This is a genomic window from Erwinia papayae (assembly GCF_058241465.1).
The window spans coordinates 1,153,746-1,176,695 of sequence record NZ_JBZCHT010000013.1 but is presented as its reverse complement, the minus strand read 5'-3'; the positions used below and the strand labels follow the sequence as shown (position 1 = coordinate 1,176,695).

General features: G+C 50.7%; 27 protein-coding genes. 5 read left to right on the top strand and 22 right to left on the bottom strand.

All coding sequences use genetic code 11. The features are described from left to right. Positions 1-10: 10 nt before the first annotated feature. The 13 genes from rplC to fkpA all read right to left on the bottom strand — a co-directional run bounded on the left by rplC (position 11) and on the right by fkpA (position 9,576). Positions 11-640 (bottom strand): 50S ribosomal protein L3, encoded by a 630-nt coding sequence (gene rplC / locus AC3RPL_RS21485; protein WP_490741487.1) that lies wholly within the window; start codon positions 638-640, stop codon positions 11-13. Positions 641-672: 32 nt separating this feature from the next. Then, positions 673-984, bottom strand: a complete 312-nt coding sequence (gene rpsJ, locus AC3RPL_RS21480) for a 30S ribosomal protein S10 (RefSeq protein WP_001181005.1) — start codon at positions 982-984, stop codon at positions 673-675. Positions 985-1,301: 317 nt separating this feature from the next. After that, positions 1,302-1,772 (bottom strand): bacterioferritin, encoded by a 471-nt coding sequence (bfr, locus tag AC3RPL_RS21475; protein WP_034940857.1) that lies wholly within the window; start codon positions 1,770-1,772, stop codon positions 1,302-1,304. Positions 1,773-1,856: 84 nt separating this feature from the next. Then, positions 1,857-2,051: a bacterioferritin-associated ferredoxin gene (gene bfd, locus AC3RPL_RS21470; protein ID WP_034940855.1), complete on the bottom strand. Its 195-nt coding sequence runs from the start codon at positions 2,049-2,051 to the stop codon at positions 1,857-1,859. Positions 2,052-2,241: 190 nt separating this feature from the next. Next, on the bottom strand, positions 2,242-3,426 hold the full coding sequence (gene tuf, locus AC3RPL_RS21465) for an elongation factor Tu (protein WP_490741486.1): 1,185 nt from the start codon (positions 3,424-3,426) through the stop codon (positions 2,242-2,244). Positions 3,427-3,495: 69 nt separating this feature from the next. Continuing rightward, positions 3,496-5,610 carry an elongation factor G gene (fusA, locus tag AC3RPL_RS21460; RefSeq protein WP_034934819.1) on the bottom strand — a complete coding sequence of 705 codons (2,115 nt, stop codon included), beginning with the start codon at positions 5,608-5,610 and terminating at the stop codon, positions 3,496-3,498. 87 nt (positions 5,611-5,697) lie between these two features. Continuing rightward, positions 5,698-6,168, bottom strand: a complete 471-nt coding sequence (gene rpsG, locus AC3RPL_RS21455; protein ID WP_034934820.1) for a 30S ribosomal protein S7 — start codon at positions 6,166-6,168, stop codon at positions 5,698-5,700. A 96-nt stretch (positions 6,169-6,264) separates the two neighbouring features. Next, positions 6,265-6,639 carry a 30S ribosomal protein S12 gene (rpsL, locus tag AC3RPL_RS21450; RefSeq protein WP_013204141.1) on the bottom strand — a complete coding sequence of 125 codons (375 nt, stop codon included), beginning with the start codon at positions 6,637-6,639 and terminating at the stop codon, positions 6,265-6,267. 134 nt (positions 6,640-6,773) lie between these two features. Then, the gene (gene tusB, locus AC3RPL_RS21445; RefSeq protein WP_490741485.1) at positions 6,774-7,061 is read right to left on the bottom strand and encodes a sulfurtransferase complex subunit TusB; all 288 of its coding nucleotides are present in this window, start codon (positions 7,059-7,061) and stop codon (positions 6,774-6,776) included. Positions 7,062-7,068: 7 nt separating this feature from the next. Further along, positions 7,069-7,434 (bottom strand): sulfurtransferase complex subunit TusC, encoded by a 366-nt coding sequence (gene tusC, locus AC3RPL_RS21440; protein ID WP_490742110.1) that lies wholly within the window; start codon positions 7,432-7,434, stop codon positions 7,069-7,071. After that, a complete protein-coding gene (gene tusD / locus AC3RPL_RS21435; protein ID WP_490741484.1) occupies positions 7,428-7,814 on the bottom strand; it encodes a sulfurtransferase complex subunit TusD in 387 nt (128 codons plus the stop codon). Before tusD ends, tusC begins: the two co-directional genes overlap by 7 nt. Continuing rightward, positions 7,814-8,536, bottom strand: a complete 723-nt coding sequence (locus AC3RPL_RS21430) for a helix-turn-helix transcriptional regulator (RefSeq protein WP_261642478.1) — start codon at positions 8,534-8,536, stop codon at positions 7,814-7,816. The genes tusD and AC3RPL_RS21430 overlap by 1 nt, the downstream gene beginning before the upstream one ends. 191 nt (positions 8,537-8,727) lie before the next feature. Beyond that, a complete protein-coding gene (gene fkpA, locus AC3RPL_RS21425; protein ID WP_261642479.1) occupies positions 8,728-9,576 on the bottom strand; it encodes an FKBP-type peptidyl-prolyl cis-trans isomerase in 849 nt (282 codons plus the stop codon). 288 nt (positions 9,577-9,864) lie between these two features. Between fkpA and AC3RPL_RS21420 the strand changes: the two genes are divergently transcribed. Beyond that, positions 9,865-10,080: a SlyX family protein gene (locus AC3RPL_RS21420; RefSeq protein ID WP_034934830.1), complete on the top strand. Its 216-nt coding sequence runs from the start codon at positions 9,865-9,867 to the stop codon at positions 10,078-10,080. A gap of 134 nt (positions 10,081-10,214) precedes the next feature. Here the strand turns inward: AC3RPL_RS21420 and slyD are convergent, their stop codons facing one another. From slyD to kefG, 4 genes are all read right to left on the bottom strand, one after another. Then, positions 10,215-10,763 (bottom strand): peptidylprolyl isomerase, encoded by a 549-nt coding sequence (slyD, locus tag AC3RPL_RS21415; RefSeq protein WP_490741483.1) that lies wholly within the window; start codon positions 10,761-10,763, stop codon positions 10,215-10,217. A 137-nt stretch (positions 10,764-10,900) separates the two neighbouring features. Next, positions 10,901-11,101, bottom strand: a complete 201-nt coding sequence (locus tag AC3RPL_RS21410; protein ID WP_490742109.1) for a YheV family putative zinc ribbon protein — start codon at positions 11,099-11,101, stop codon at positions 10,901-10,903. Between the two features lie 2 nt (positions 11,102-11,103). After that, positions 11,104-12,909, bottom strand: coding sequence for a glutathione-regulated potassium-efflux system protein KefB (gene kefB / locus AC3RPL_RS21405; RefSeq protein ID WP_490741482.1), 1,806 nt, complete (start codon positions 12,907-12,909; stop codon positions 11,104-11,106). Continuing rightward, positions 12,910-13,461, bottom strand: a complete 552-nt coding sequence (kefG, locus tag AC3RPL_RS21400; RefSeq protein WP_034934839.1) for a glutathione-regulated potassium-efflux system ancillary protein KefG — start codon at positions 13,459-13,461, stop codon at positions 12,910-12,912. 250 nt (positions 13,462-13,711) lie between these two features. Here kefG and AC3RPL_RS21395 point away from each other — a divergent pair, with 250 nt between their 5' ends. Further along, positions 13,712-15,616, top strand: a complete 1,905-nt coding sequence (locus AC3RPL_RS21395; RefSeq protein ID WP_490741481.1) for an ABC transporter ATP-binding protein — start codon at positions 13,712-13,714, stop codon at positions 15,614-15,616. On the opposite strand, the gene tauD is transcribed toward AC3RPL_RS21395, so the two are convergent. The 5 genes from tauD to AC3RPL_RS21370 all read right to left on the bottom strand — a co-directional run bounded on the left by tauD (position 15,613) and on the right by AC3RPL_RS21370 (position 19,821). Next, on the bottom strand, positions 15,613-16,452 hold the full coding sequence (gene tauD, locus AC3RPL_RS21390) for a taurine dioxygenase (protein WP_490741480.1): 840 nt from the start codon (positions 16,450-16,452) through the stop codon (positions 15,613-15,615). The two genes, AC3RPL_RS21395 and tauD, sit on opposite strands and share 4 nt — an antisense overlap. 2 nt (positions 16,453-16,454) lie before the next feature. Next, positions 16,455-17,276 (bottom strand): taurine ABC transporter permease TauC, encoded by an 822-nt coding sequence (gene tauC / locus AC3RPL_RS21385; protein ID WP_490741479.1) that lies wholly within the window; start codon positions 17,274-17,276, stop codon positions 16,455-16,457. Further along, on the bottom strand, positions 17,273-18,040 hold the full coding sequence (tauB, locus tag AC3RPL_RS21380; RefSeq protein ID WP_490741478.1) for a taurine ABC transporter ATP-binding subunit: 768 nt from the start codon (positions 18,038-18,040) through the stop codon (positions 17,273-17,275). Before tauB ends, tauC begins: the two co-directional genes overlap by 4 nt. A gap of 11 nt (positions 18,041-18,051) precedes the next feature. Then, positions 18,052-19,035: a taurine ABC transporter substrate-binding protein gene (tauA, locus tag AC3RPL_RS21375; RefSeq protein ID WP_490741477.1), complete on the bottom strand. Its 984-nt coding sequence runs from the start codon at positions 19,033-19,035 to the stop codon at positions 18,052-18,054. 183 nt (positions 19,036-19,218) lie between these two features. Next, positions 19,219-19,821, bottom strand: coding sequence for a LysE family translocator (locus tag AC3RPL_RS21370; RefSeq protein ID WP_490741476.1), 603 nt, complete (start codon positions 19,819-19,821; stop codon positions 19,219-19,221). A 78-nt stretch (positions 19,822-19,899) separates the two neighbouring features. Between AC3RPL_RS21370 and AC3RPL_RS21365 the strand changes: the two genes are divergently transcribed. The 3 genes from AC3RPL_RS21365 to AC3RPL_RS21355 all read left to right on the top strand — a co-directional run bounded on the left by AC3RPL_RS21365 (position 19,900) and on the right by AC3RPL_RS21355 (position 22,860). Continuing rightward, positions 19,900-20,895 carry a hydrolase gene (locus AC3RPL_RS21365; RefSeq protein WP_490741475.1) on the top strand — a complete coding sequence of 332 codons (996 nt, stop codon included), beginning with the start codon at positions 19,900-19,902 and terminating at the stop codon, positions 20,893-20,895. Between the two features lies 1 nt (position 20,896). After that, complete coding sequence (locus AC3RPL_RS21360) at positions 20,897-21,118, top strand: YheU family protein (RefSeq protein WP_490741474.1); 222 nt, start codon at positions 20,897-20,899, stop codon at positions 21,116-21,118. Between the two features lie 413 nt (positions 21,119-21,531). Beyond that, a complete protein-coding gene (locus AC3RPL_RS21355) occupies positions 21,532-22,860 on the top strand; it encodes an SH3 domain-containing protein (RefSeq protein ID WP_490742108.1) in 1,329 nt (442 codons plus the stop codon). The last annotated feature ends 90 nt before the right edge of the window (positions 22,861-22,950 follow it).

Here is a 22,950-nt window from a genome sequence, read left to right as displayed (position 1 = left end):
TGCTATCCCCTTACGCCTTCACAGCTGGTTTAACGATCAGGTCGCTACCGGTAGCACCGGGAACTGCACCTTTAACCAGCAGCAGGTTGCGCTCAGCGTCAACACGTACTACATCCAAGCTCTGAACGGTTACGCGTTCATTACCCAGCTGGCCTGCCATTTTCTTGCCTTTAAACACTTTGCCCGGAGTCTGGTTCTGACCGATAGAACCCGGAACACGGTGAGACAAGGAGTTACCGTGGGTTGCATCCTGAGTACGGAAGTTCCAGCGCTTAACAGTACCGGCAAAACCTTTACCTTTAGATGTTCCAGTCACGTCAACTTTTTTCACGTCAGCGAAAATATCAACGCTAATGCTCTGACCTACTGCGAATTCGTCACCTTCAGCGGTACGGAATTCCCAAAGACCACGGCCAGCTTCAACACCAGCTTTAGCAAAATGACCTGCTTCTGGCTTGGTAACGCGGTTAGCTTTTTTAGCACCGGCAGTTACCTGGATAGCAGTGTAACCGTCGTTTTCCAGGCTCTTAACCTGAGTTACGCGGTTTGCTTCAATTTCGATCACGGTTACTGGGATTGAAACGCCATCTTCAGTGAAGATACGAGTCATGCCCACTTTTTTACCGACTAAACCAATCATTGTTTCAACCTCTCAATCGCTCAATGACCTGATTAACCCAGGCTGATCTGCACGTCTACACCGGCAGCCAGATCCAGACGCATCAGAGCATCAACCGTTTTTTCAGTTGGCTCAACGATGTCAACCAGACGCTTGTGAGTGCGAATCTCATACTGATCGCGCGCGTCTTTATTAACGTGCGGGGAGATCAGAACGGTAAAGCGCTCTTTGCGGGTCGGCAGCGGGATAGGACCACGTACCTGCGCACCAGTGCGCTTGGCAGTCTCTACGATTTCCGCAGTTGATTGATCGATCAGACGATGATCAAACGCTTTAAGACGGATACGGATTCTTTGGTTCTGCATGAGACCAGAGCTCCAATTATTTATAAACGAAAAAAATTACTACCCGCACCCATTACGATTGATGGGGGAGTGTAATCGTCTGTACATAACTCCCCGATTGGGAGTATTGTCAGGCTGGCTTTGACACCCGCCTGCGGTTCATATCGAACCGGGCCGTCATTTCTGACAAGCCCGCGCATTATACGTACATACCAAGGTAATGCAACTGGTTTATCAGGAGATGGGGATAGAACTGCAAAGTCTTCGGGGTGAGGGAGCCGCTGAAAGCCTTTATCAGCGGCATAAAGTAAGCGGGAAGATTATCGGTGCCCTGCCCGCTATGATTTGATTTGTGATTGCAGGTAATTCTGAATGCCAATTTTGCCTATCAAATCCAGCTCCGTCTCGAGGAAATCGATATGGTGTTCTTCATCTTCCAGAATAACAATCATCATATCCCGGCTGACATAATCATGGACTTTGTCGGCATAATCGATGGCCTCACGCAAATCTCTGGCTCCCTCAAGTTCCAGCGCCAGATCTGACTTCAGCATCTCTTCTACATCTTCACCAATGCGTAAGCGCCCCAAATCCTGGAGATTGGGAATGCCCTCAAGAAATAAAATACGTTCAATATATTTATCCGCATGTTTCATTTCATCGATCGATTCGTGGTACTCGACGTCATTCAGGCGCATCAGTCCCCAGTTTTTGAACATTCGCGCATGCAGAAAATACTGGTTGATAGCAACCAGTTCATTACCAAGCAATTTATTTAAATGATTAATGATCTTTGCATCGCCTTTCATTTCGCATCCTCCGCTGCCCGTTGATCTGAGCGTAGACGCGGAATAGGGGAAGTCAAAAAAACATCATTAACTGAAGGGAGATAATCAGGCGATCTCTTTATATTGCGGAGTGTGTTTTAGTTCTTCATCCATGATATCACGTGCAGCACGAATACATTTGCCGCACTGTTTACCTACTGGCACCAGCTGGCGCAATTGCTGAACAGACCTGGGCTGATAGCGCCGAACGGCTTCACGGATTGTTTTGTCACTCACTGCGTTGCACAAACAGATGTACATATCATTACTCCGATACAATTCCTGAATGATATTCTAAATACGAATTGTTTTTATTTCAATCCGCATTTATTTCGCCATCTGACTGTCTGAAGCGTTTACTTTATGATGCCAGGATATTTTCATGAAAAAAAAGAGCACCGAAGTGCTCTTTTTTATTCTGGCGAATTACCGCCAGTAAGGTTATCAATAATTAAGCGATAACTTTAGCAACAACGCCCGCACCAACAGTACGTCCGCCTTCACGGATTGCGAAACGCAGACCGTCGTCCATTGCGATTGGGTGGATCAGCGTAACCACCATTTTGATGTTATCGCCTGGCATTACCATTTCAACGCCTTCTGGCAGTTCAATGGTACCGGTCACGTCAGTAGTACGGAAGTAGAACTGTGGACGGTAGCCTTTAAAGAACGGAGTATGACGGCCGCCTTCATCTTTGGACAGAATATAAACTTCTGACTCGAATTTGATGTGTGGATTGATGGAGCTTGGCTCAGCCAGTACCTGACCACGCTGGATATCTTCACGCTTGATACCACGCAGCAGGATACCGCAGTTCTCACCAGCACGGCCTTCGTCCAGCAGCTTGCGGAACATTTCAACGCCGGTACAGGTTGATTTCACAGTATCTTTGATACCAACGATTTCAACTTCTTCACCCACTTTAACGATGCCGCGCTCAACACGACCGGTCACAACGGTACCACGGCCGGAGATGGAGAACACGTCTTCGATTGGCAGCAGGAACGGCTTGTCAATAGCACGCTCTGGTTCCGGGATGTAGTTATCCAGGTGGCCCGCCAGCTCGATGATTTTGGCTTCCCACTCTGCGTCACCTTCCAGCGCTTTCAGCGCGGAACCGTGAACGATTGGGGTGTCGTCGCCCGGGAATTCGTACTGAGACAGCAGATCACGCACTTCCATCTCAACCAGTTCCAGCAGCTCTTCGTCATCAACCATGTCACATTTGTTCAGGAACACGATGATGTAAGGAACGCCTACCTGACGACCCAGCAGGATGTGCTCACGGGTCTGCGGCATTGGGCCGTCAGTCGCAGCAACAACCAGAATCGCACCGTCCATCTGCGCAGCACCGGTGATCATGTTTTTCACATAGTCGGCGTGGCCCGGGCAGTCAACGTGAGCGTAGTGACGGGTTGGGGTGTCATACTCAACGTGAGAGGTGTTGATGGTGATACCACGTGCTTTTTCTTCTGGTGCGTTATCGATCTGATCGAATGCACGAGCAGAACCACCGTAGGTTTTAGCCAGAACGGTAGTGATAGCTGCGGTCAGGGTAGTTTTACCGTGGTCAACGTGGCCGATAGTACCAACGTTGACATGCGGTTTGGAACGTTCAAATTTTTCTTTTGCCACGACGATATTCCTTACTTTCTGTGCTCTTCCTGTGGAAAGGAGAGCACGGGATCAATTGATTAAACCCGATTATTTACCACGGGCTTCAATAACAGCCTGAGCAACGTTGTTTGGCGCATCATCGTACTTCAGGAATTCCATGGAGTAAGATGCACGACCTTTAGTGATAGAACGCAGCTGAGTTGCATATCCAAACATCTCGGACAGCGGAACTTCGGCGTGAATCACATTACCTGTCACGTTCGATTCCTGACCGCGCAGCGTACCACGACGACGGCTAAGGTCACCGATAACGTCACCGGTGTTCTCTTCAGGTGTTTCAACTTCAACCTTCATGATTGGCTCAAGCAGCACAGGTTTTGCTTTCTTAAAACCATCTTTAAAGGCGATAGATGCTGCCAGTTTAAACGCCAGCTCAGAGGAGTCAACGTCATGGTAAGAACCAAAGTGCAGACGAACACCCAGATCCACAACTGGATAACCAGCCAAAGGACCTGATTTCAGCTGCTCCTGGATACCTTTATCAACCGCAGGGATGTATTCACCAGGAATCACACCACCTTTGATATCGTTGACAAATTCGTACCCTTTCGGATTCGAACCTGGCTCCAGCGGGTACATATCAATAATAACATGACCATACTGACCACGACCACCAGACTGCTTGGCGTGTTTACCTTCAATATCAGTTACTTTCGCACGAATCGCTTCACGATAAGCTACCTGTGGTTTACCCACGTTAGCTTCAACGTTGAACTCACGCTTCATACGGTCAACGATGATATCAAGGTGCAATTCACCCATACCAGCGATGATAGTCTGGTTAGATTCTTCATCAGTCCATACGCGGAAAGACGGGTCCTCTTTAGCCAGACGACCCAGAGCCAGACCCATTTTTTCCTGGTCAGCTTTGGTTTTCGGCTCAACGGCGATAGAGATAACTGGCTCTGGGAATTCCATACGCTCCAGAATGATGACGTTATCCGGATCACACAAAGTATCACCAGTGGTCACGTCTTTCAGACCGATAGCAGCAGCGATATCCCCTGCACGAACTTCTTTGATCTCTTCACGTTTGTTCGCATGCATCTGTACGATACGACCAAAACGCTCACGAGCCGCTTTCACCGAGTTCAGTACGGTATCACCAGAGTTAACCACACCGGAATAAACGCGGAAGAACGTCAGGTTACCCACAAACGGGTCGGTTGCGATTTTAAACGCCAGTGCAGAGAACGGCTCATCATCAGTTGCATGACGCTCAGCCGGAGTATCTTTACCATCGTCCAGGATACCATTGATCGCAGGAACATCGGTTGGTGCCGGCAGGTATTCAACTACCGCATCCAGCATTGCCTGAACACCTTTGTTCTTAAACGCAGAACCACAGGTAACCAGAATGATTTCGTTGTTCAGAACGCGCTGACGCAGAGCAGTTTTGATCTCTTCTTCAGTCAGTTCTTCACCGCCCAGATATTTCTCCATCAGCTCTTCAGACGCTTCAGCTGCGGATTCAATCAGGTTCTGGTGCCATTCTTCAGCCAGCGCCTGCATATCAGCTGGAATATCTTCGTATTCGAAGGTTACGCCCTGGTCGGCGTCGTTCCAGTTGATTGCTTTCATTTTCACCAGGTCAACGACGCCGGTGAATTTTTCTTCTGCACCAATTGCCAACTGCAATGGAACAGGGTTAGCGCCCAGACGGGATTTAATCTGACCAACCACTTTCAGGAAGTTCGCACCCATACGGTCCATTTTGTTAACGAACGCGATACGTGGAACTTTGTATTTGTTTGCCTGACGCCATACAGTCTCAGACTGTGGCTGAACACCACCAACCGCACAGTAAACCATTACTGCGCCGTCGAGAACACGCATAGAACGCTCAACTTCGATGGTGAAGTCAACGTGTCCGGGGGTGTCGATGATGTTTACGCGGTGCGGCTCGAACTGCTTAGCCATACCAGACCAGAAAGCCGTAGTCGCTGCGGAGGTGATAGTAATACCACGCTCCTGCTCCTGCGCCATCCAGTCCATGGTGGCTGCGCCGTCATGAACTTCACCGATTTTGTGGTTTACACCGGTGTAGAACAGAATACGTTCAGTCGTCGTCGTCTTACCGGCGTCGATGTGAGCACTGATACCGATATTACGATAGCGTGCAATGGGTGTTGTACGAGCCATTTGATTCCTCTGATTCTCGGACGTTCAAAGTTAAATCCCGGCGGGGTTAACTGAACGCCCGCCGGGTTAATAACAACTACAAAGCTGTTACCAGCGGTAGTGAGCGAACGCCTTGTTGGCTTCGGCCATACGGTGAACGTCTTCACGTTTCTTCACTGCGGTACCTTTGTTCTCGGCCGCATCAGAAAGTTCGTTCGCCAGGCGCAGAGCCATAGATTTATCACCGCGTTTACGAGCAGCTTCAACGATCCAGCGCATTGCCAGAGCATTGCGACGAACCGGACGGACTTCAACTGGTACCTGATAAGTAGAACCACCAACGCGACGGGATTTAACTTCCACGGTTGGGCGGACGTTGTCCAGAGCTACTTCAAATGCTTCCAGTTCACTTTTACCAGCACGCTGAGCCAGGGTCTCAAGTGCGGTATAAACGATGGATTCAGCAGTAGATTTTTTACCATCTACCATCAGGATATTTACAAATTTAGCCAGCAGCTCTGATCCAAACTTAGGATCTGGCAGGATTTTACGCTGACCAATTACGCGACGACGTGGCATGGAAATACTCCGTTGTTAATTCAGGATTGTCCAAAACTCTACGAGTTTATTATGACATTTAAGATAAAACGTTTGGCCTTACTTAACGGAGAACCATTAAGCCTTTGGCTTCTTCACGCCGTACTTGGAGCGTGACTGCTTACGGTCTTTAACACCTGAGCAGTCCAGCGCGCCACGGACGGTGTGGTAACGCACACCTGGCAGGTCTTTAACACGACCGCCACGGATCAGGATCACGGAGTGCTCCTGAAGGTTATGACCTTCACCGCCGATATAGGAGGTGACTTCAAAACCATTGGTTAAACGAACACGGCAAACTTTACGCAGCGCTGAGTTCGGTTTTTTAGGGGTAGTAGTATATACGCGAGTACATACACCACGTTTCTGCGGGCAGGCTTCCAGCGCTGGCACGTTGCTCTTTGCAACTTTGCGTGCGCGTGGTTTGCGAACCAGCTGGTTAACTGTTGCCATTAAATAGCTCCTGGGATTTGCTTTTGCTTCGTAAACACGTGATAAATCGCCTCGTGGTATAACGAGGACGCGGAATTTTAGGGCTGAGCAGAAAAGGTGTCAAGAAATAACCAGGATATCGTCCTGTTACCAGGTTACCAGGTTACCAGTTGTGGATGTTTTACCGTCAGCGCAACGAAATCAGTATAGCCTACCTGCGTTATGCTGGCTGAAATTTGAGCAGAAAGGCCACGTGCCAGAACATCATCACGCAGCACATACAGGGAAACTGGGACACCGATCAGACGCCCCAGCGCCTGAGAGCCTTCCATCGCCGCTACCACCCCATCCTGTATCAACAACACATCGTCCCCTGAGGCTAGCATTCGCATCAGCGCATCGAAATCGCACTTAAAAGGAGAATGTAAAATGAGATGCAGCATGAATCCCTCAGAAGGTAATAATCCGGTCACAGCGATCAAGCTCTGCACGTAACGCAGCCGGAGAAAGGACATTTACCGGTAGTACTCTTTTGCCTTCAGCTGGCAGACCACGTTCTGACAGTGAAGCCGCGCAGACATAGAGATCATCAATATCATACAAAGGCAAAACGCCAAACGTCGCCGCATAATGGCGCGCCAGTATCCGTTCAGGCTGCTGCTCGGGAATAAGTTGTAATACGCCATCACTGACAAAGAAAAGCGCGATTTTTTCACTGAGAGCAGAAATGGCCAGAGCCGCATCCAGCCCTTCCCTACCGGCGCTGCTGCCATGAGGAGCCTGGGTAAAAATAATTGCGACACGATTCATCAGAATTGCACCAGACGGTCACAGCTTAATGCTGCCTCAGCCAGCGCGCCCAGCCCGGTCAGCTGAAAGCCCTGCCCAAGATTATCCGCAGGCAGGCCGAGATTTTTCGCTTCCTGCTGGTCGGTCACTCCCCGACGCAATGCCGCCGCAACACAAACATTAAGCGCCACACCGTGCTCCTGATGCAGCTGTTGCCAGCCTTGCGTCAGATTAAATTCATCGCTGGCGGGGGAAACCAGCGAGCTGGCATTGAGCACCCCTTCACGGTAAAAAAACACGCTGTCCAGGTGATGACCTTCAGCCAGTAAGGCCTGAGCAAACAAAAATGCGCTGCTTGCCTGCTGGGTGCCACAGGCGGGGCCGGTTACCAGCAAAGTAAAATGCATCAACGATCATGCCCCTGAATATCCCCATTCTTGAACTGACGAATGTAGAGATAAACCGTGTGCTTGGAAATATTAAGCCGGTCAGCTACCTGATTGATGGCATCCTTAATATCGAAAATGCCCTTCTCATGCAGATTAAACACAATCTGGCGATTTTTGGCGTTATTGGAGACATTGCGATCGCCGCTGACTTCCTCAATGGTGAACTCAAGGGTCTGCATCACCAGATCTTCAACCGACGAGGCGAAGTTCACCATCGAAGGGACTTCCTGAGTTTCCGGCGGCATAAAGGTTGCCATAATCTGCGAGAACGGTACATCCAGGTTCATATTAATGCACAACAGCCCAATAACCCGCTGTTTACCATTACGAATTGCAATGGTAACTGATTTCATCAACACGCCGCTTTTGGCACGGGTAAAATAAGCTTTCGAGACATTGCTGTCCGCCCCTCTCATTTCGTGCAACATCCGCAGAGCCATATCCGTAATTGGCGAACCGATTTTACGCCCGGTATGTTCGCCATTAGCAATACGCACGGCGGAGCGTTTCAAATCTTCCAGGGAATGAAGAACGATTTCACAATGGGTGCCAATCAGCATAGCGAGGCCATCGACCACCGCTTCATAAGATTGCAGGATATCTAAGTCAGTTTGCTCGAAGGGACGCTGATCCAGTAATTCCAGATCGGTCATATCACCGGTAAATAGTGAACCAGACATTAAGACACCACCCTTGAAAAGAACCTGACGCACTGTGTCAGGAGAGACGTGTTCAGATGAAAATACGCGGAGGGTAGTCTAGCAAATATCGCAAAGGCATGTCCTGACCTTTGTAAGGAATTAGAGTGAGCAGTAAAGGCTGGAAGAAGAATGGAAATGACACCGCCACTAAGAAGTGGCGGTGAAAAGGCTTATTTAGCCTGAGTCGCTGCGGGCGCTTCAGCCGGTTTCTCAGCGTTAGCATCGGCTTTTGCAGCAGGCTTAATGTCAAGCAGCTCGACATCAAAGACCAGCGTGGAGTTCGCCGGAATACCCGGAACGCCATTCTTGCCGTAAGCCAACTGCGGTGGGATGACCAGCTTAATCTTGCCACCTTTTTTCACGTGCTTCAGACCTTCGGTCCAACCGGGAATAACACCGTCAAGACGGAAAGAGAGTGGTTCACCACGCGTGTAAGAGTTATCAAACTCAGTACCATCGATCAGCGTGCCTTTATAGTTAACGACAACCGTATCGCTATCCGTTGGGGCCTTGCCAGTACCTTCTTTCTCTACCTGATAAAGCAAGCCAGATTCCGTTTTCTTCACGCCTTTTTCTTTGGCGAATTTAGTAGCAAAAGCGTCACCTTTCTCAGTGTTTTCTTTGGCATCTTTTTCCATCTTGGCCTGTGCAGCACTTTTCACACGGCCTTCAAACGCCTGAAGGGTCTGCTCAATTTCCTGGTCAGAGAGTTTACTCTTACCAGCAAAAGCATCCTGAACACCGGAGATCAGCTGCTGTTTATCCAGCGTGATACCCAGTTTTTCCTGTTCTTTCAGAGAGTTTTCCATGTAGCGACCGAGCGAAGCGCCCAGTGCATAAGCGGATTGTTGATCCTCAGTTTTAAACGCAGCATTTTTGGGTGCCGCCGCTGGCTGAGGTGCCTGCTCTGTTGGTGCGGCAGCAGGGGCGGCGGCAGTTTCAGCAGCTAAAACCTGCGGGGCATTCAGCGCAGCGGCAAGGGTGGTGGCTAACAGTGTGACTTTAAATATTGATTTCATCCATTTCTCCAAAACCGAAGCCTCACACCTCGGAAATCATTGACAGATCGGGGTCTGTACTATAACTACAAAACTGCACAATTTCGCAATGAAAGCTAAGTAACTTACGACCGTATGTCCACCCGAAAGTTTCACCACAGACATGCAGACGCCTGACTCTTTTTTCAAGTGCCGCCAGAAATTAACCTGAACATTTCTGTTTCCTGCCCTGCTTTCCCGTTAGAATCAGGAAGATTCTGCCACTGTCAGAACCCGTGGCAGTCACCAGCAATCACCTGAGGAAAAACTATGCAGCACCTGTTTGAACAACGCCTGGAAATGCTGGAAAGTCGACTGGCGTTTCAGGAGCACACCATTGAAGAGCTGAATCAGACGGTAATTCACCATGAACTGGAGATGTCCCGCCTGCGTGAGCAGATGCGACTGCTTACCGATAAGCTGAAATCGGTTGCCCCTTCCATGATTGCTTCACAGTCAGAAGAGACGCCCCCTCCGCACTACTGATTTGATTAAAAGAATGGGGAATTCACCGCTAATCGGTCGGACTTTTCTTCAGCTCGCGGCCCCTCTACCCGCCCGGACAAACAGGCAAAAATAAGGCCACCGCAAGGGTAGCCTCATTGAAATCCACAGAAAATTTAGTGGCTGCAACCACAGCCACCGGTGCCACATCCACCCTTACCATGCTCATGGTCGTGGTCATGATCGTGGTGATGGTCGTGTTCGCCATGGACATGACCGTGGGCCAGTTCTTCCGCCGTAGCTTCGCGAACAGCCACCACTTCGACGTTGAAATTCAGATTCTGCCCAGCCAGGGTGTGATTACCATCAACCACTACATGGTCATCTTCCACTTCGGTGATTTCAACCGGCACCGGCCCCTGATCGGTTTCCGCCAGGAAGCGCATTCCCACCTGCAACTCATCAACGCCCATAAAAACGTCTTTTGGTACGCGCTGAACCAGATTGTCATCATACTGGCCATAAGCGTCATCGGCGGTGATATTCACTTCGAACTTGTCACCCGCCTCATGATTTTCCAGGGCTTTTTCAAGGCCGGCAATCAGGGAACCATGACCGTGCAGATAGTCCAGCGGTGCGCTCACCGGAGACTCATCAACCAACACACCATCTTCTGTACGTACTTGGTATGCCAGGCTGACCACCAGGTCTTTTGCTACTTTCATGATTACTCCTAAACCGTTGAGAGCCTGAGCTCTTGCAGGCCAGCCAAATGCTGACCTTAAGAGCTTTAAATTGCGTCGATTGTAATAAATTTCAACGCTGCTGTACGGTAAAGCTTAAAAAAAGCTGCGCGATAACGCTACTCAGGATGGAAAATTCCTATGACCTGTTCATTTTCCCGCACCTCATCACGGACATGTTTATCCGCTTCACGCATCTGGTGGCCGCACTTAACACATTCAACCACATCAATATTATTTTCTTTCCACAGTGCCAGAGTATCTTTTGCCTGACATTTCGGGCAGGTCGCACCTGCGATAAATCTTTTACGCATTTTGATTCCTATTCAAACTCATCCCAGCCGCCAAACTGCCGTTTTTCATGGCGCATCTCTGCCTGAAAAATGTCCTCCAGTTCGCGACGCGCCTCTTTCACCCGTGAAATTTGCTGGCTGTCAGAATGGTTAGGCATCAGCTCACGCAGCATACGCATATCCAGACGGCGAAAATGCTGCTGGGCGCGGAAAGCCTGGTGTGGATGCATACCTAACGTCATCAGCGTCTTACGCCCCAGTTCCAGCGCACTGGAGAAGGTCTCACGCGAGAACTGCGCCACCCCAGCCTGAATCAGCTCATGAGCTTCCACACGACCTCTGGCCCGGGCAAGAATCTGAAGATGCGGAAAATGATGCTGGCACAGATAAACAATTTCCATCGCATCCTCCGGACCATTACAGGTAATAACTATCGACTGCGCGGTTTCCGCACCAGCAGCACGCAACAGTTCCAGTTCGGTTGCATCGCCGTAATAAACTTTATAACCATATTTACGCATCAGACTGACCGCACTGATATCCCGCTCCAGTACCGTAATCCGCTTCTCGTTCGCCATCAGCAAACGCGCCACCACCTGACCAAAACGCCCAAACCCGACCACGATCACTTCAGGTTTATCATCCTCAACGAAAGGCTTCTCATCAGGCTCATCGCTGTCGTTAAAGCGACTTGCCAGAATCCGATCAATGCCCTGCATCAGCAATGGCGTAGTCATCATTGACAGCGTCACCGTCACCAGCAACAGCGGCATCTGATCGCCATGAAACAGCTTCGCCGATGATGCTGCCGAAAACAGCACAAAAGCGAACTCGCCTCCCTGGCTCAGTACGCCGGAAAATTGCAGGCGCTCAGAACTACGCAGACCAAACAGACGAGAGAGCGAATAGAGAACCGTACCCTTAATCGCCACCAGCGCCACAACACCGACCAGAATTTCGATGATATGGGTGTAGAGCACGCCAAGGTTCAGCGCCATCCCCACTGAGATAAAGAACAGGCCGAGCAGCAATCCTTTAAACGGGTCAATGGCTATCTCCAGTTCGTGGCGATACTCACTCTCTGCCAGCAGGATCCCGGCGATAAAGGTGCCCAGCGCCATCGAAAGCCCCAACGCATCCATAAACAATGCGGAGCCCAATACCAGCAGCAAAGCAGCAGCGGTAAAGACTTCACGCACGCCGGATGCCGCGATAAAACGGAAAATAGGTCGCAACAGATAGCGGCTACCAACCAACATACCGGCAAAGGCCAGTACCTTCATGCCGATGGTCATCCAGTCAGTATGACCACTGTCACCTCCGGCCAACAGCGGAACCAGAGCCAGAGCAGGGATCACTGCGAGGTCCTGGAACAACAGTACCGAAAACCCCAACTGGCCCGATTCGTTACGGTTCATTCCCTTATCGCGCATCAGCTGTAGCGCCATCGCGGTGGACGACATCGCCAGTCCGATGCCACCGATCACTGCCGCCTGCCACGAAAAATTCGTCAGCCATAATAGTCCACCGAGGATCGCCGCGCTGAGCAGAGCCTGCGCGGCACCGACGCCAAAGATGGAGCGTCGCAACTGCCACAGCTTTGCCGGGTTCAGCTCCAGCCCAATGATAAACATCAGGAACACCACACCCAGTTCCGAGAAGTGCAGGATCTCATCGACATCACTGATAAAGCCAAGTCCCCACGGCCCGATAGCAATACCGGCCAGCAGATAGCCCAACACGGCACCAATCCCCAGCCTTGCCGCCAGTGGCACCGCGATCACTGCCGCAAAAAGATACACCACGCCTGCCGTCAGCAGCGTTTGCCCTTCCATTCAGAGCCCTCCGGGCAGTTGCGGCGATGCCAGCCAGTCACCATAGGCACGCGCAAAATTTTTCATTACTTCTGGCGGCTGCCGCCGTGCAAGATAAATGATCATCGGTGTCAGCCAGTGCATGCGGCATAGCTGAGCGGTCAGTTCAAAAGGACGCATGATTTCCGACATCGGATAGCGATTAAGCCCATCCTGATGATAGGCCGCTTCAGGCTCACCGGTGGTGATCACACTCCGCCAGTATTTCCCCTCCAGCACGTTGCCATCAGGACCACTGGCAAACCCGCGTGACAAGACGCGATCCAGCCACTCTTTCAGCAATGCAGGGCAACTGTAGGTATACAGCGGATGCTGAAAAACAATCACCTGATGCTCACGAAGCAACTGCTGCTCGCGATGGATATCAATAAAAAAGTCCGGGTAGTGCGCATACAGATCATGTACGGTCACATTTGGCAGATCCTTTGCCGGTTGCAGCAACACCCGGTTAGCGATTGAGTCCTGTGATTCAGGATGTGCATAGAGCAACAAAACATTGGGCTGCTGCGACATGATTCCTCTCCAAATCGTCGTCATAACGGGGAAATTCCGCTACCATGCCCGACGCAGCGGAATAGTGCATTCCGCAAAGCAATTACGATGATTTAATTTAACATATACCCTGAATAATTCGTATTGCAGCGAGGCGACAGGCGAAGGGAACCCGGAGAGCTGGCTCAGCTAAGGGATTCGGGAGACTGAACGCAGTCAGCGCATCTGCAACCTGAAGTATGACGGATATATTCTGACTATTACGGCGCTTATGATTATCTTCTCCTCGTTACAAATACGACGCGGCGTCCGCGTGCTGCTGGACAACGCCACCGCCACGATCAATCCCGGCCAGAAAGTTGGACTGGTTGGGAAAAATGGCTGTGGCAAATCGACCCTGCTGTCGTTGCTCAAGCACGAGATAAGCGCCGACGGCGGTAGTGCTCATTATCCAGGCAACTGGTCGCTGGCCTGGGTTAACCAGGAGACGCCCGCGCTGGCCATGCCCGCCATTGAATACGTTATCGATGGCGATCGTGAATTTCGTCAGCTGGAATCCGATCTCACTCATGCTAACGACATTGATAATGGTCATGCCATCGCCACACTGCATGGCAAGCTGGACGCTATCCAGGCATGGACGATGCAATCCCGCGCAGCCAGTTTGCTTCATGGTCTGGGCTTTTCGCAGGAGCAGCTGACACGCCCGGTCAGTGACTTTTCCGGCGGCTGGCGAATGCGTCTTAACCTGGCACAGGCGCTGATATGCCGCTCAGATCTGTTGCTGCTTGATGAACCCACCAACCATCTTGATCTTGACGCGGTGATCTGGCTGGAACGTTGGTTGAAAAGCTATCAGGGCACATTGATTCTGATTTCCCATGACCGCGATTTTCTCGACCCGGTGGTGGATAAAATTCTGCATATTGAGCAGCAGTCAATGTTCGAATACACCGGCAATTACAGCGCCTTTGAGGTGCAGCGGGCGACCAAACTGGCGCAACAGCAGTCGATGTATGAAAACCAGCAGACCAAAGTGGCGCACCTGCAAAGCTTTATTGACCGCTTTAAGGCGAAAGCCAGCAAAGCCAAACAGGCGCAAAGCCGGATTAAAATGCTGGAACGTATGGAACTGATCGCGCCTGCACATGTTGATAATCCTTTTACCTTCAGCTTTCGTGCCCCGGAAAGCCTGCCCAATCCATTGCTGAACATGGAAAAAGTGAGCGCAGGCTATGGTGAGCGCATCATCCTGAATTCCATCAAACTGAATCTGGTGCCAGGCTCAAGGATTGGTTTGCTGGGCCGCAATGGCGCGGGCAAATCGACGCTGATTAAAATGCTGGCCGGTGAACTGACCCCGCTAAAAGGCGATATTGGCCTGGCGAAAGGCATCAGGCTGGGTTACTTCGCCCAGCATCAGCTGGAATTTTTACGCGCCGATGAATCACCGTTACAACATCTGGCCCGCCTTGCGCCTCAGGTGCTGGAACAGCAGCTACGGGATTATCTGGGCGGCTTTGGTTTTCAGGGCGATAAGGTGACTGAAAATACCGAACGTTTTTCCGGCGGTGAAAAAGCGCGGCTGGTGCTGGCATTGATTGTCTGGCAGCGCCCCAACCTGCTGCTGCTGGATGAACCAACCAACCACCTCGATCTGGATATGCGTCAGGCATTAACCGAGGCGCTGATCGACTTTGAAGGCGCACTGGTGGTGGTTTCGCACGATCGCCACCTGCTGCGCTCCACCACTGACGATCTTTATCTGGTCCACGATGGCAAGGTCGAGGCCTTTGATGGCGACCTGGAAGATTACCAGCGCTGGCTGAGCGAACTACAAAAACAGCAGGTCAGCAGCACAGATGTCAAAACAGATAACGCCAACAGTGCTCAGGCGAGAAAAGATCAAAAACGTCGTGAAGCAGAATTGCGCACACAAACGCAACCTCTGCGTAAACAGATTGAGAAGCTCGAAAAGCAGATGGAGAAACTGAACAGCCAGCTGACCGCCGCCGAAGAAAAACTGGCGGATGCGGAGATTTACGACCAAAAGCGCAAGGCCGATCTCACTGCCGCACTGAAGCAGCAGGCTGAGACAAAATCCGCGCTGGAAGAGTGTGAAATGGCCTGGCTGGATGCGCAGGAGCAGCTGGAAGCGATGCTCCAGGCCACTTAAAACGGCTTATCACCAAGTATCGTCGCGCGGTGCATAATGCGCCGCGCTGGCAAATAATCGGCGTTAGCGTAGTGCTGCGTCACCCGGTTGTCCCAGATAGCCAGATCGTTTTCCTGCCAGCGCCAGCGCACCTGGAATTCTGGCTTAGTAATATGGGCAAACAGAAAGGCCAGCAATGCCTCACTCTCTTTCTGCTTCAGGCCAGCGATGCGTGTGGTAAATCCTTCGTTCACAAACAGTGCCAGTCTGCCGCTTACCGGATGAGTCCGCACCACCGGATGCAACACCGGTGGATTCTTCTCTACCGCCACTTTCCAGCGGGCGTGTTCTTCTTCACTGTCACGGTATTTGAATTCCTGGAATGATTTGGTGAAGTCGTGCTCCGCTTTTAATCCGCTCAGTAACACCTTAAACGGTTCAGACAACGCATCGTAAGCTGCGACGCCACTGGCCCACAGCGTATCACCACCGTTTTTCGGCAACTGTTTCGCAGCGAGGATGGCACCGGCCGGAGGCGTGGCGATAAAGGTGACATCGGTATGCCAGTTATCACTGTCGGGGGGATTATCGTTGTGCGTATCCAGTACAATAATCTCTTCCACATCAGGGGCGTGAGGGTATACCGGATGGATATGCAGATCGCCAAAACGCGCGGCCAGCGCCCGCTGCTGCTGCGGGGTGATCGGCTGATCCCGGACGAACAGCACCTGATGGCGGATCAACGCATGATATAGCTGTTCAAACTGGGCGTCGCTCAGCGGCCGACTCAGATTAATATCAGCGACCTGCGCTCCAATATTCGGGCCAAGTGGGGTGATAGTCAGACGTTCGTTCATCACTATTCTCCGTGCCAGGGGGTTAAGCGACGTTGCAACGTGCGCAACATCAGTTCCAGTGTGAAGGCAATCAGGGCAATCACCGCGATGCCAGCCAGTACCACATCTGTTGCCAGAAACTCTCCGGCCGACTGCACCATAAAGCCCAGCCCACGGGTGGCAGCAATCAGTTCAGCCGCCACCAGCGTTGACCAGCCAACGCCAAGGCCAATACGGATACCGGTAAGAATTTCCGGCAGCGCACCGGGCAGGATCACCAACCACAATAGCTGCCAGCGATCGGCACCCAGTGACTGCGCTGCCCTGATACGCACCAACCTGGCGCTTTTCACACCCGCCAGGGTCGACAGAGCAACTGGTGCAAAAATCGCCAGATAAATCAGCAGGATTTTGGAGGTTTCACCAATACCAAACCAGATAACCATTAAAGGTAAATACGCCAGCGGCGGCACCGGACGGTACAGCTCAATCAGCGGGTCAAGAATACCGCGCACCGTGGCATTCAGTCCTATCAGAATACCCACCGGTACCCCGAGAATGATTGCCGCCAACAGCGCGATGAGGATCCGCCCGAGGCTGGCGGACAGGTGCTGCCATAATGTGGCATTCATAAATCCCTGCGGGCCGGCAATGACCACCAGTTGATGAAACACCTGTTGTGGCGGCGGCAGAAACAGCGGCGCAATCAGATGAAGCGCCGTAATCACCCACCATGCTGCCAGCAATACCAGCAGGGTGGCGATACTGAATGTCAGCTGGCGACGCAATGGCCAGCGCCACCGCTGACGCGAGGTAAGGTTTTTTTCGGCTGATAACAGGCTCATAAGAAGACCTCACGCTGTCGGAAGACCCGGCTTAATACATATTCGCGTTGGGCAATAAACGCAGGATCGGACTTAATAACCCGACAGGACTCTCCGGCGGCATAGCGGCGACCAAAATCCAGTTTGATCCGTTCAGTAATGCGCCCCGGCCCCGGCGACAAAAGAATTAATTCACTGGCGAGAAATACCGCTTCTTCAATATCGTGGGTGATCAATAAAACCGGCCTGTTCTCCTCATACCACAGGCTCAACAGCAGCTCCTGCATCTGTTCCCGGGTAAAAGCGTCCAGTGCGCCAAATGGCTCATCCAGTAGCAACAGCGGTGGCCGGGTCAGCAGCGCTCTGGCAATGCCGACCCGCTGACGCATTCCGCCTGAAAGCTGCCAGATAAATTTTTTTTCCGCACCGGCAAGTCCGACTTTCTTCAGCATCTGACGGGCTGCCTCCCTGCGCGGTTCTTTCGCCACACCGGCAAGTTGCAGACCCAACGCCACATTGTCCACGACGTTACGCCACGGTAGCAGGCCTTCGTGCTGAAACACCACGCCGCGCTCTGCGCCAGGCCCGGTAACGGTTTTGCCATCCAGCGTAATGCTGCCGGACTGCACCGGAAGAAAACCGGCGATCAGATTCAACAACGTGGTTTTCCCACAGCCTGACGGGCCCAGCAGCACAACCAGTTCTCCGGCTGCGATCCTAAGGTTAATGCCATCAAGCGCAAGATGGCGCTCATAACGGGCGCTGAGATGTGAGACAACAAGCAAAATGCCTCCGACTAATGAGCAAGGGGTTTAACAAACCGGTCAGTGACATAGCTGCTGTAATCGGTGGCAACCTGTGGCACTTTCCCCTGCTGTTGCAGAAACCGCGCGGTATCTAAAATCGCCTTATTAACCGGCTGAGACAGTTGCTCTACCTGCTGCGCGGCGGTCAGGTAACGATTACCTTTTACCAGCTCAGCAACCTGCGATTCCGGCACCCCGCTGAGACGTGACAGCTTGCTGAGGTTGTCACTGTTTTCGAGCCACTGCTGCGGGTTATCGAGATAGCTTTTCTGCACCGCCAGCGCACTGCGTGCAAAAGCAGTCACCACTTCCGGGTGTTGCCTGGCAAAATCTTTACGCACCACCCAGACATCGAGCGTCGGTGAGCCCCATTGTGCCACTTGAGCAGAGTCGGTCAGGACATGGCCCTGTTTTTCCAGCTCACTGACTGCCGGAGCCCAGACATAAGCACCGTCGATATCCCCTCTCTGCCAGGCAGCCACAATCGCCGGTGGTTGCAGATTGATAATTTGCAGCCGATCGGGGGCGATTCCCCAGTGCTTCAGAGCAGCAAGCAGGCTGTAATGCGTGGTGGAGATAAAAGGTACGGCGATACGTTTACCGATCAGATCCTGAGGCGTGTTGATGCCTTTTTTCACCACCAGCGCCTCGGAAGTGCCAAGTTGCGAAGCCAGCAGAAACACCTCAATCGGCACCTGCTGACTTGCAGCAACGGCCAGCGGGCTGGAACCGATATTACCGATTTGCACATCGCCAGATGCCAGCGCCCTGACCACGCCAGAACCGCTGTCGAACTTGCGCCAGTCCACTTTCGCACCACTCTCTTTAGCAAAGGTATTATCAGCCTGGGCGACCTTTGCTGGCTCCGCTGACGTCTGATAAGCAATGGTGATATCCACCGCTTTGCTACTGGAGGAGGAAGCAAGAAGTAAAAGCATTACAGCGATGGAAGAATGGCTGAATTTACCCGCCATAACACAGCTCCGGTTGTCTTTATCTGAGGATTAATCTCCTCTTTGTAACCGGGAACTATTTTGGCAATAAAGTAATTAAAAATTATCTTTTATATTTTTATCTGCTTAGAAGAAAAGTACCTGACTTTAGCTGAAAAACAGAAAACCACCGCCAGACGGTGGTTTGTATCCTGCTGACAATGGTTAATGCCAGATCAGTAGCACGCAGACGGCGGTCAGAATGCCCATGGAGAGATTAAAAATTTTCCAGGCACGACGACTGGCAAGAATTCGTCCAATCAGCGTTCCGAAACTCAGCCAGATTACACCGGACAGAAGGTTAACGAGCATCATCGCAAAACTGATCGCCACCACCGAATCCCGCCAGGCATCGCCCGACAGGCTGAAGCTGGCTACCGCTCCCAACGCCATAAGCCAGGCTTTGGGATTAATGAGCTGGAGCAACCCGCCCTGCCAAAATGGCACGGGGCGCTTTGGAGGCTCACCGGTTTGCAGTTTTTCATATTTCGCGCTGGCAATTTTCCATGCCAGCCAGAGAAGATAGAGACTTCCGGCAATTTTCAGAAACAGATGAAGGGCAGGATAAAGCAGGATCAATCCACCAATGCCGGAGGCTGCAATAAGCAGCATGACCTGCATACCGGTCATAATCCCTGCCAGCAACCACAGCGAACGCAGGAAGCCAAAATTGGCACCAGAGGCGGTAAGTAACATATTATTGGGGCCAGGGGTTATTGCAGCCACCCAGAGAAAGCCCAGCATCGATAAAAATAAACTCAGTTCCATATGAATCGGGTGCTCCTCACCGCTGACCAGAATCGAACCTGATGAAGCTAACAACGTGACAGGGATCAGACAAGCATTTTGAAGATCAATTTTAATCCACAGCCCTCTGATTTTCAGCCCATAACAGGGTTCAGTAACCCACACCTGCAAACCATGCTGCCCCGGTTAATACGCCGTCGTATGTATCTGCAACCGCACTGGCAACGCCTGACGCTTCCTGACAGCGATTTTGTTGACCTCGCGTGGAGTGAAAATCCGGCACATGCCAGACATAAGCCCCGGGTGGTGCTGTTCCATGGCCTTGAAGGCAGTGTCAGCAGTCCCTATGCGCATGGCCTGCTGCATGCCTGCCAGCAACGAGGATGGCTGGGGGTAGTGATGCATTTTCGCGGTTGTAGCGGCGAGCCGAACCGGCTGCACCGGATTTACCATTCAGGCGAGACCAGCGATGCCTCCTTTTTTCTGCAATGGCTTCGGGAGCAATGGGGGACGGTGCCAACCGCCGCCGTAGGCTTTTCACTGGGTGGCAATATGCTTAGCTTTCTGATGGGAGAGCAGGGGAACGCCTGTCTGTTGGATGCCGGCGTGGTGGTTTCTGCTCCGCTGATGCTGGAGCCATGCAGTCTGCGGCTGGAGCATGGATTTTCCCGCGTCTATCAGCGCTATTTGCTGAATTTGCTCAAAAAAAATGCCGAACGTAAACTGATTGCCTGGCCTGGCACACTCCCTGTGGATATGTCACAACTGAAAGCGTTGAAGACGCTGCGAAGTTTTGACGATGCCATCACCGCCAGAGCACACGGCTTCAGGGATGCAGGCGATTACTATCGCCGCTGTAGCGCCATGCCATTGTTGCCTGCTGTGTGTAAACCTTTACTGATTATTCATGCGCAAGACGATCCTTTTATGAGTGAAGAGATCATCCCTGATCCAGAGAGGCTGCCAGCCTGCGTCGAGTATCAATTGACCCGTTATGGTGGTCATGTGGGATTTGTCAGCGGAACCCCGCTCAAACCGCAAATGTGGCTGGAACAACGCATTCCGCAATGGCTTTCAACCTGGCTGGACAATTAATATGATTATTCCCTGGCAAGAACTGGAAACAGAAACGCTTAATAACCTGATTGAATCCTTTGTGCTGCGTGAAGGGACCGATTACGGTGAACACGAACGTTCTCTGGCGCAGAAAGTCGAGGACGTTCGTCGACAGCTCAGTCATGGGGAAGCCGTACTGGTGTGGTCAGAGCTGTATGAAACAGTGAATATCATGCGTCGGGATCAATTCAGTCAAATTTAAAATCTCCGATCGGACAGCACAATACATTTTCAATAAAACCCCCAAAAATAATTAATTTACCCAAAAAAAATCCGTTAATAAACCTATTAACACCCCATTACCCCTGTAATTTTAATAAAAAATATGCATACTATTTCCTTTATCTACAGGTGAACCATAGATATTTGATTACAATAAGCATCAAAAAATTAAAACTTTAAATAAAAAATCAACAACAACTAAAAATAAAAGACAGAAAAACCACAGGATTATTGTTTAAGTAAAAACCAATACCTTTATCAAAAACAAGGAACTACACACATGAATATCAAAACAATAATTATATTCTCTTGCATTCTTGCAGGTTGTCATTCTGCATCACACGGACGTCAGAATGCGTTGAATCAATCTGAAATTGGTTCAGGAGAAAAAACATTAAAAGAAAAAAAATTATTGATCAGACCAGGTCTGTTTTTCCATTATCTAATTATTCACAAGACATCAACAAATGGATTCCATCTAATTCACCAGATTATAATCGTCCGGTAATAAGCATTGAATCACAACAACACCATTTTACTGAATTAAAGAAAAAATATTTTGGTACCGGGCTGAGCGATCGTTCCCCGTGGAATGAAACTTACACCCGGACACTACCGATTGAAGCACAGCTTATTATTCATAAGGATATTGAAAAATGGTTATCCGGCACAGCGGAGTCATACGGCCTGAACTTTAAAAAACTGCCTTTAAGCAGCAAGAATGCAATCAGAATAAATGCCAATGTTACTGTTCCCGATAATACTGCAGGACGTGCTATTACAGTCAGAGAAACACTGATCAGAATCCTGCCCACTATCGACCCGATCTTTAATGACCCCAGGCTGGCCGGCGAAGGGTATCCTTTTGATAACCTGCAAATGTCAGCCATACGTGCCGGAACCCCGCTGTATATTCTGACATCCAGTCAGGATAAAGCCTGGAAATTTATTTTCTCTCCAACTGTTATGGGATGGGTAAAAAGTGATGATATTGCCAACGTTGATGATACATTTGTCTCCAGTTGGGTTGCATCAGCACAACAACAGCTTGGCGCGTTTATAAAAGAGCCCGTTTCTGTCACTTATGGTAACAGATTTTATTTTACCGCCCGTCCCGGAACAATTTTGCCAATGCGCAAAGAATCAGGGAGTGTCCTTGTCGCCATTCCGGTAAAACAAACTGATGGCAGCGCACAGATAAAATGGCTTCCCAGCCAAAAAGAAGATGTCGTCACCATGCCGTTAATCATGACACCCAACCATATCGCTAACCTGATTAATTCAATGCAGGGCAAACCTTACGGCTGGGGGAATTTTAATTTTCATAATGACTGTTCCGCCGAACTTCGTAGCCTGATGATGCCATTTGGCCTTTTTTTGCCCAGGAATTCAGCCGCACAGGCAAAGTTCGGCAAAATGGTGGATCTGAGTCATCAGGATGTGAATTCACGGATAAGTTATCTGGCTGAACACGGAAAACCGTTTACCACATTGATACATGTGGACGGGCATATAATGCTGTATATCGGTAATACCTCTCTTAACGGAAAAGTTGTCCCAATGACCTATCAAAATATTTGGGGATTGCATACGCAAAAAGTGGAAGGCAGAAGTATTATTGGTAGTTCCGTATTTTTCCCTCTGCTGGCAACCTACCCGGAAAATACCAATCTTTTGTCTCCGGCAGCCAAACCCCTGTTCAGCCTGAGCTTCATTGAATAATCTCTCTCACCCGCTTCGGATTGAAGGGAAGATGACACAAAGCAACAAAACGTGATAACAATGGCGGGTCCATATGCACAAGGAACCCGT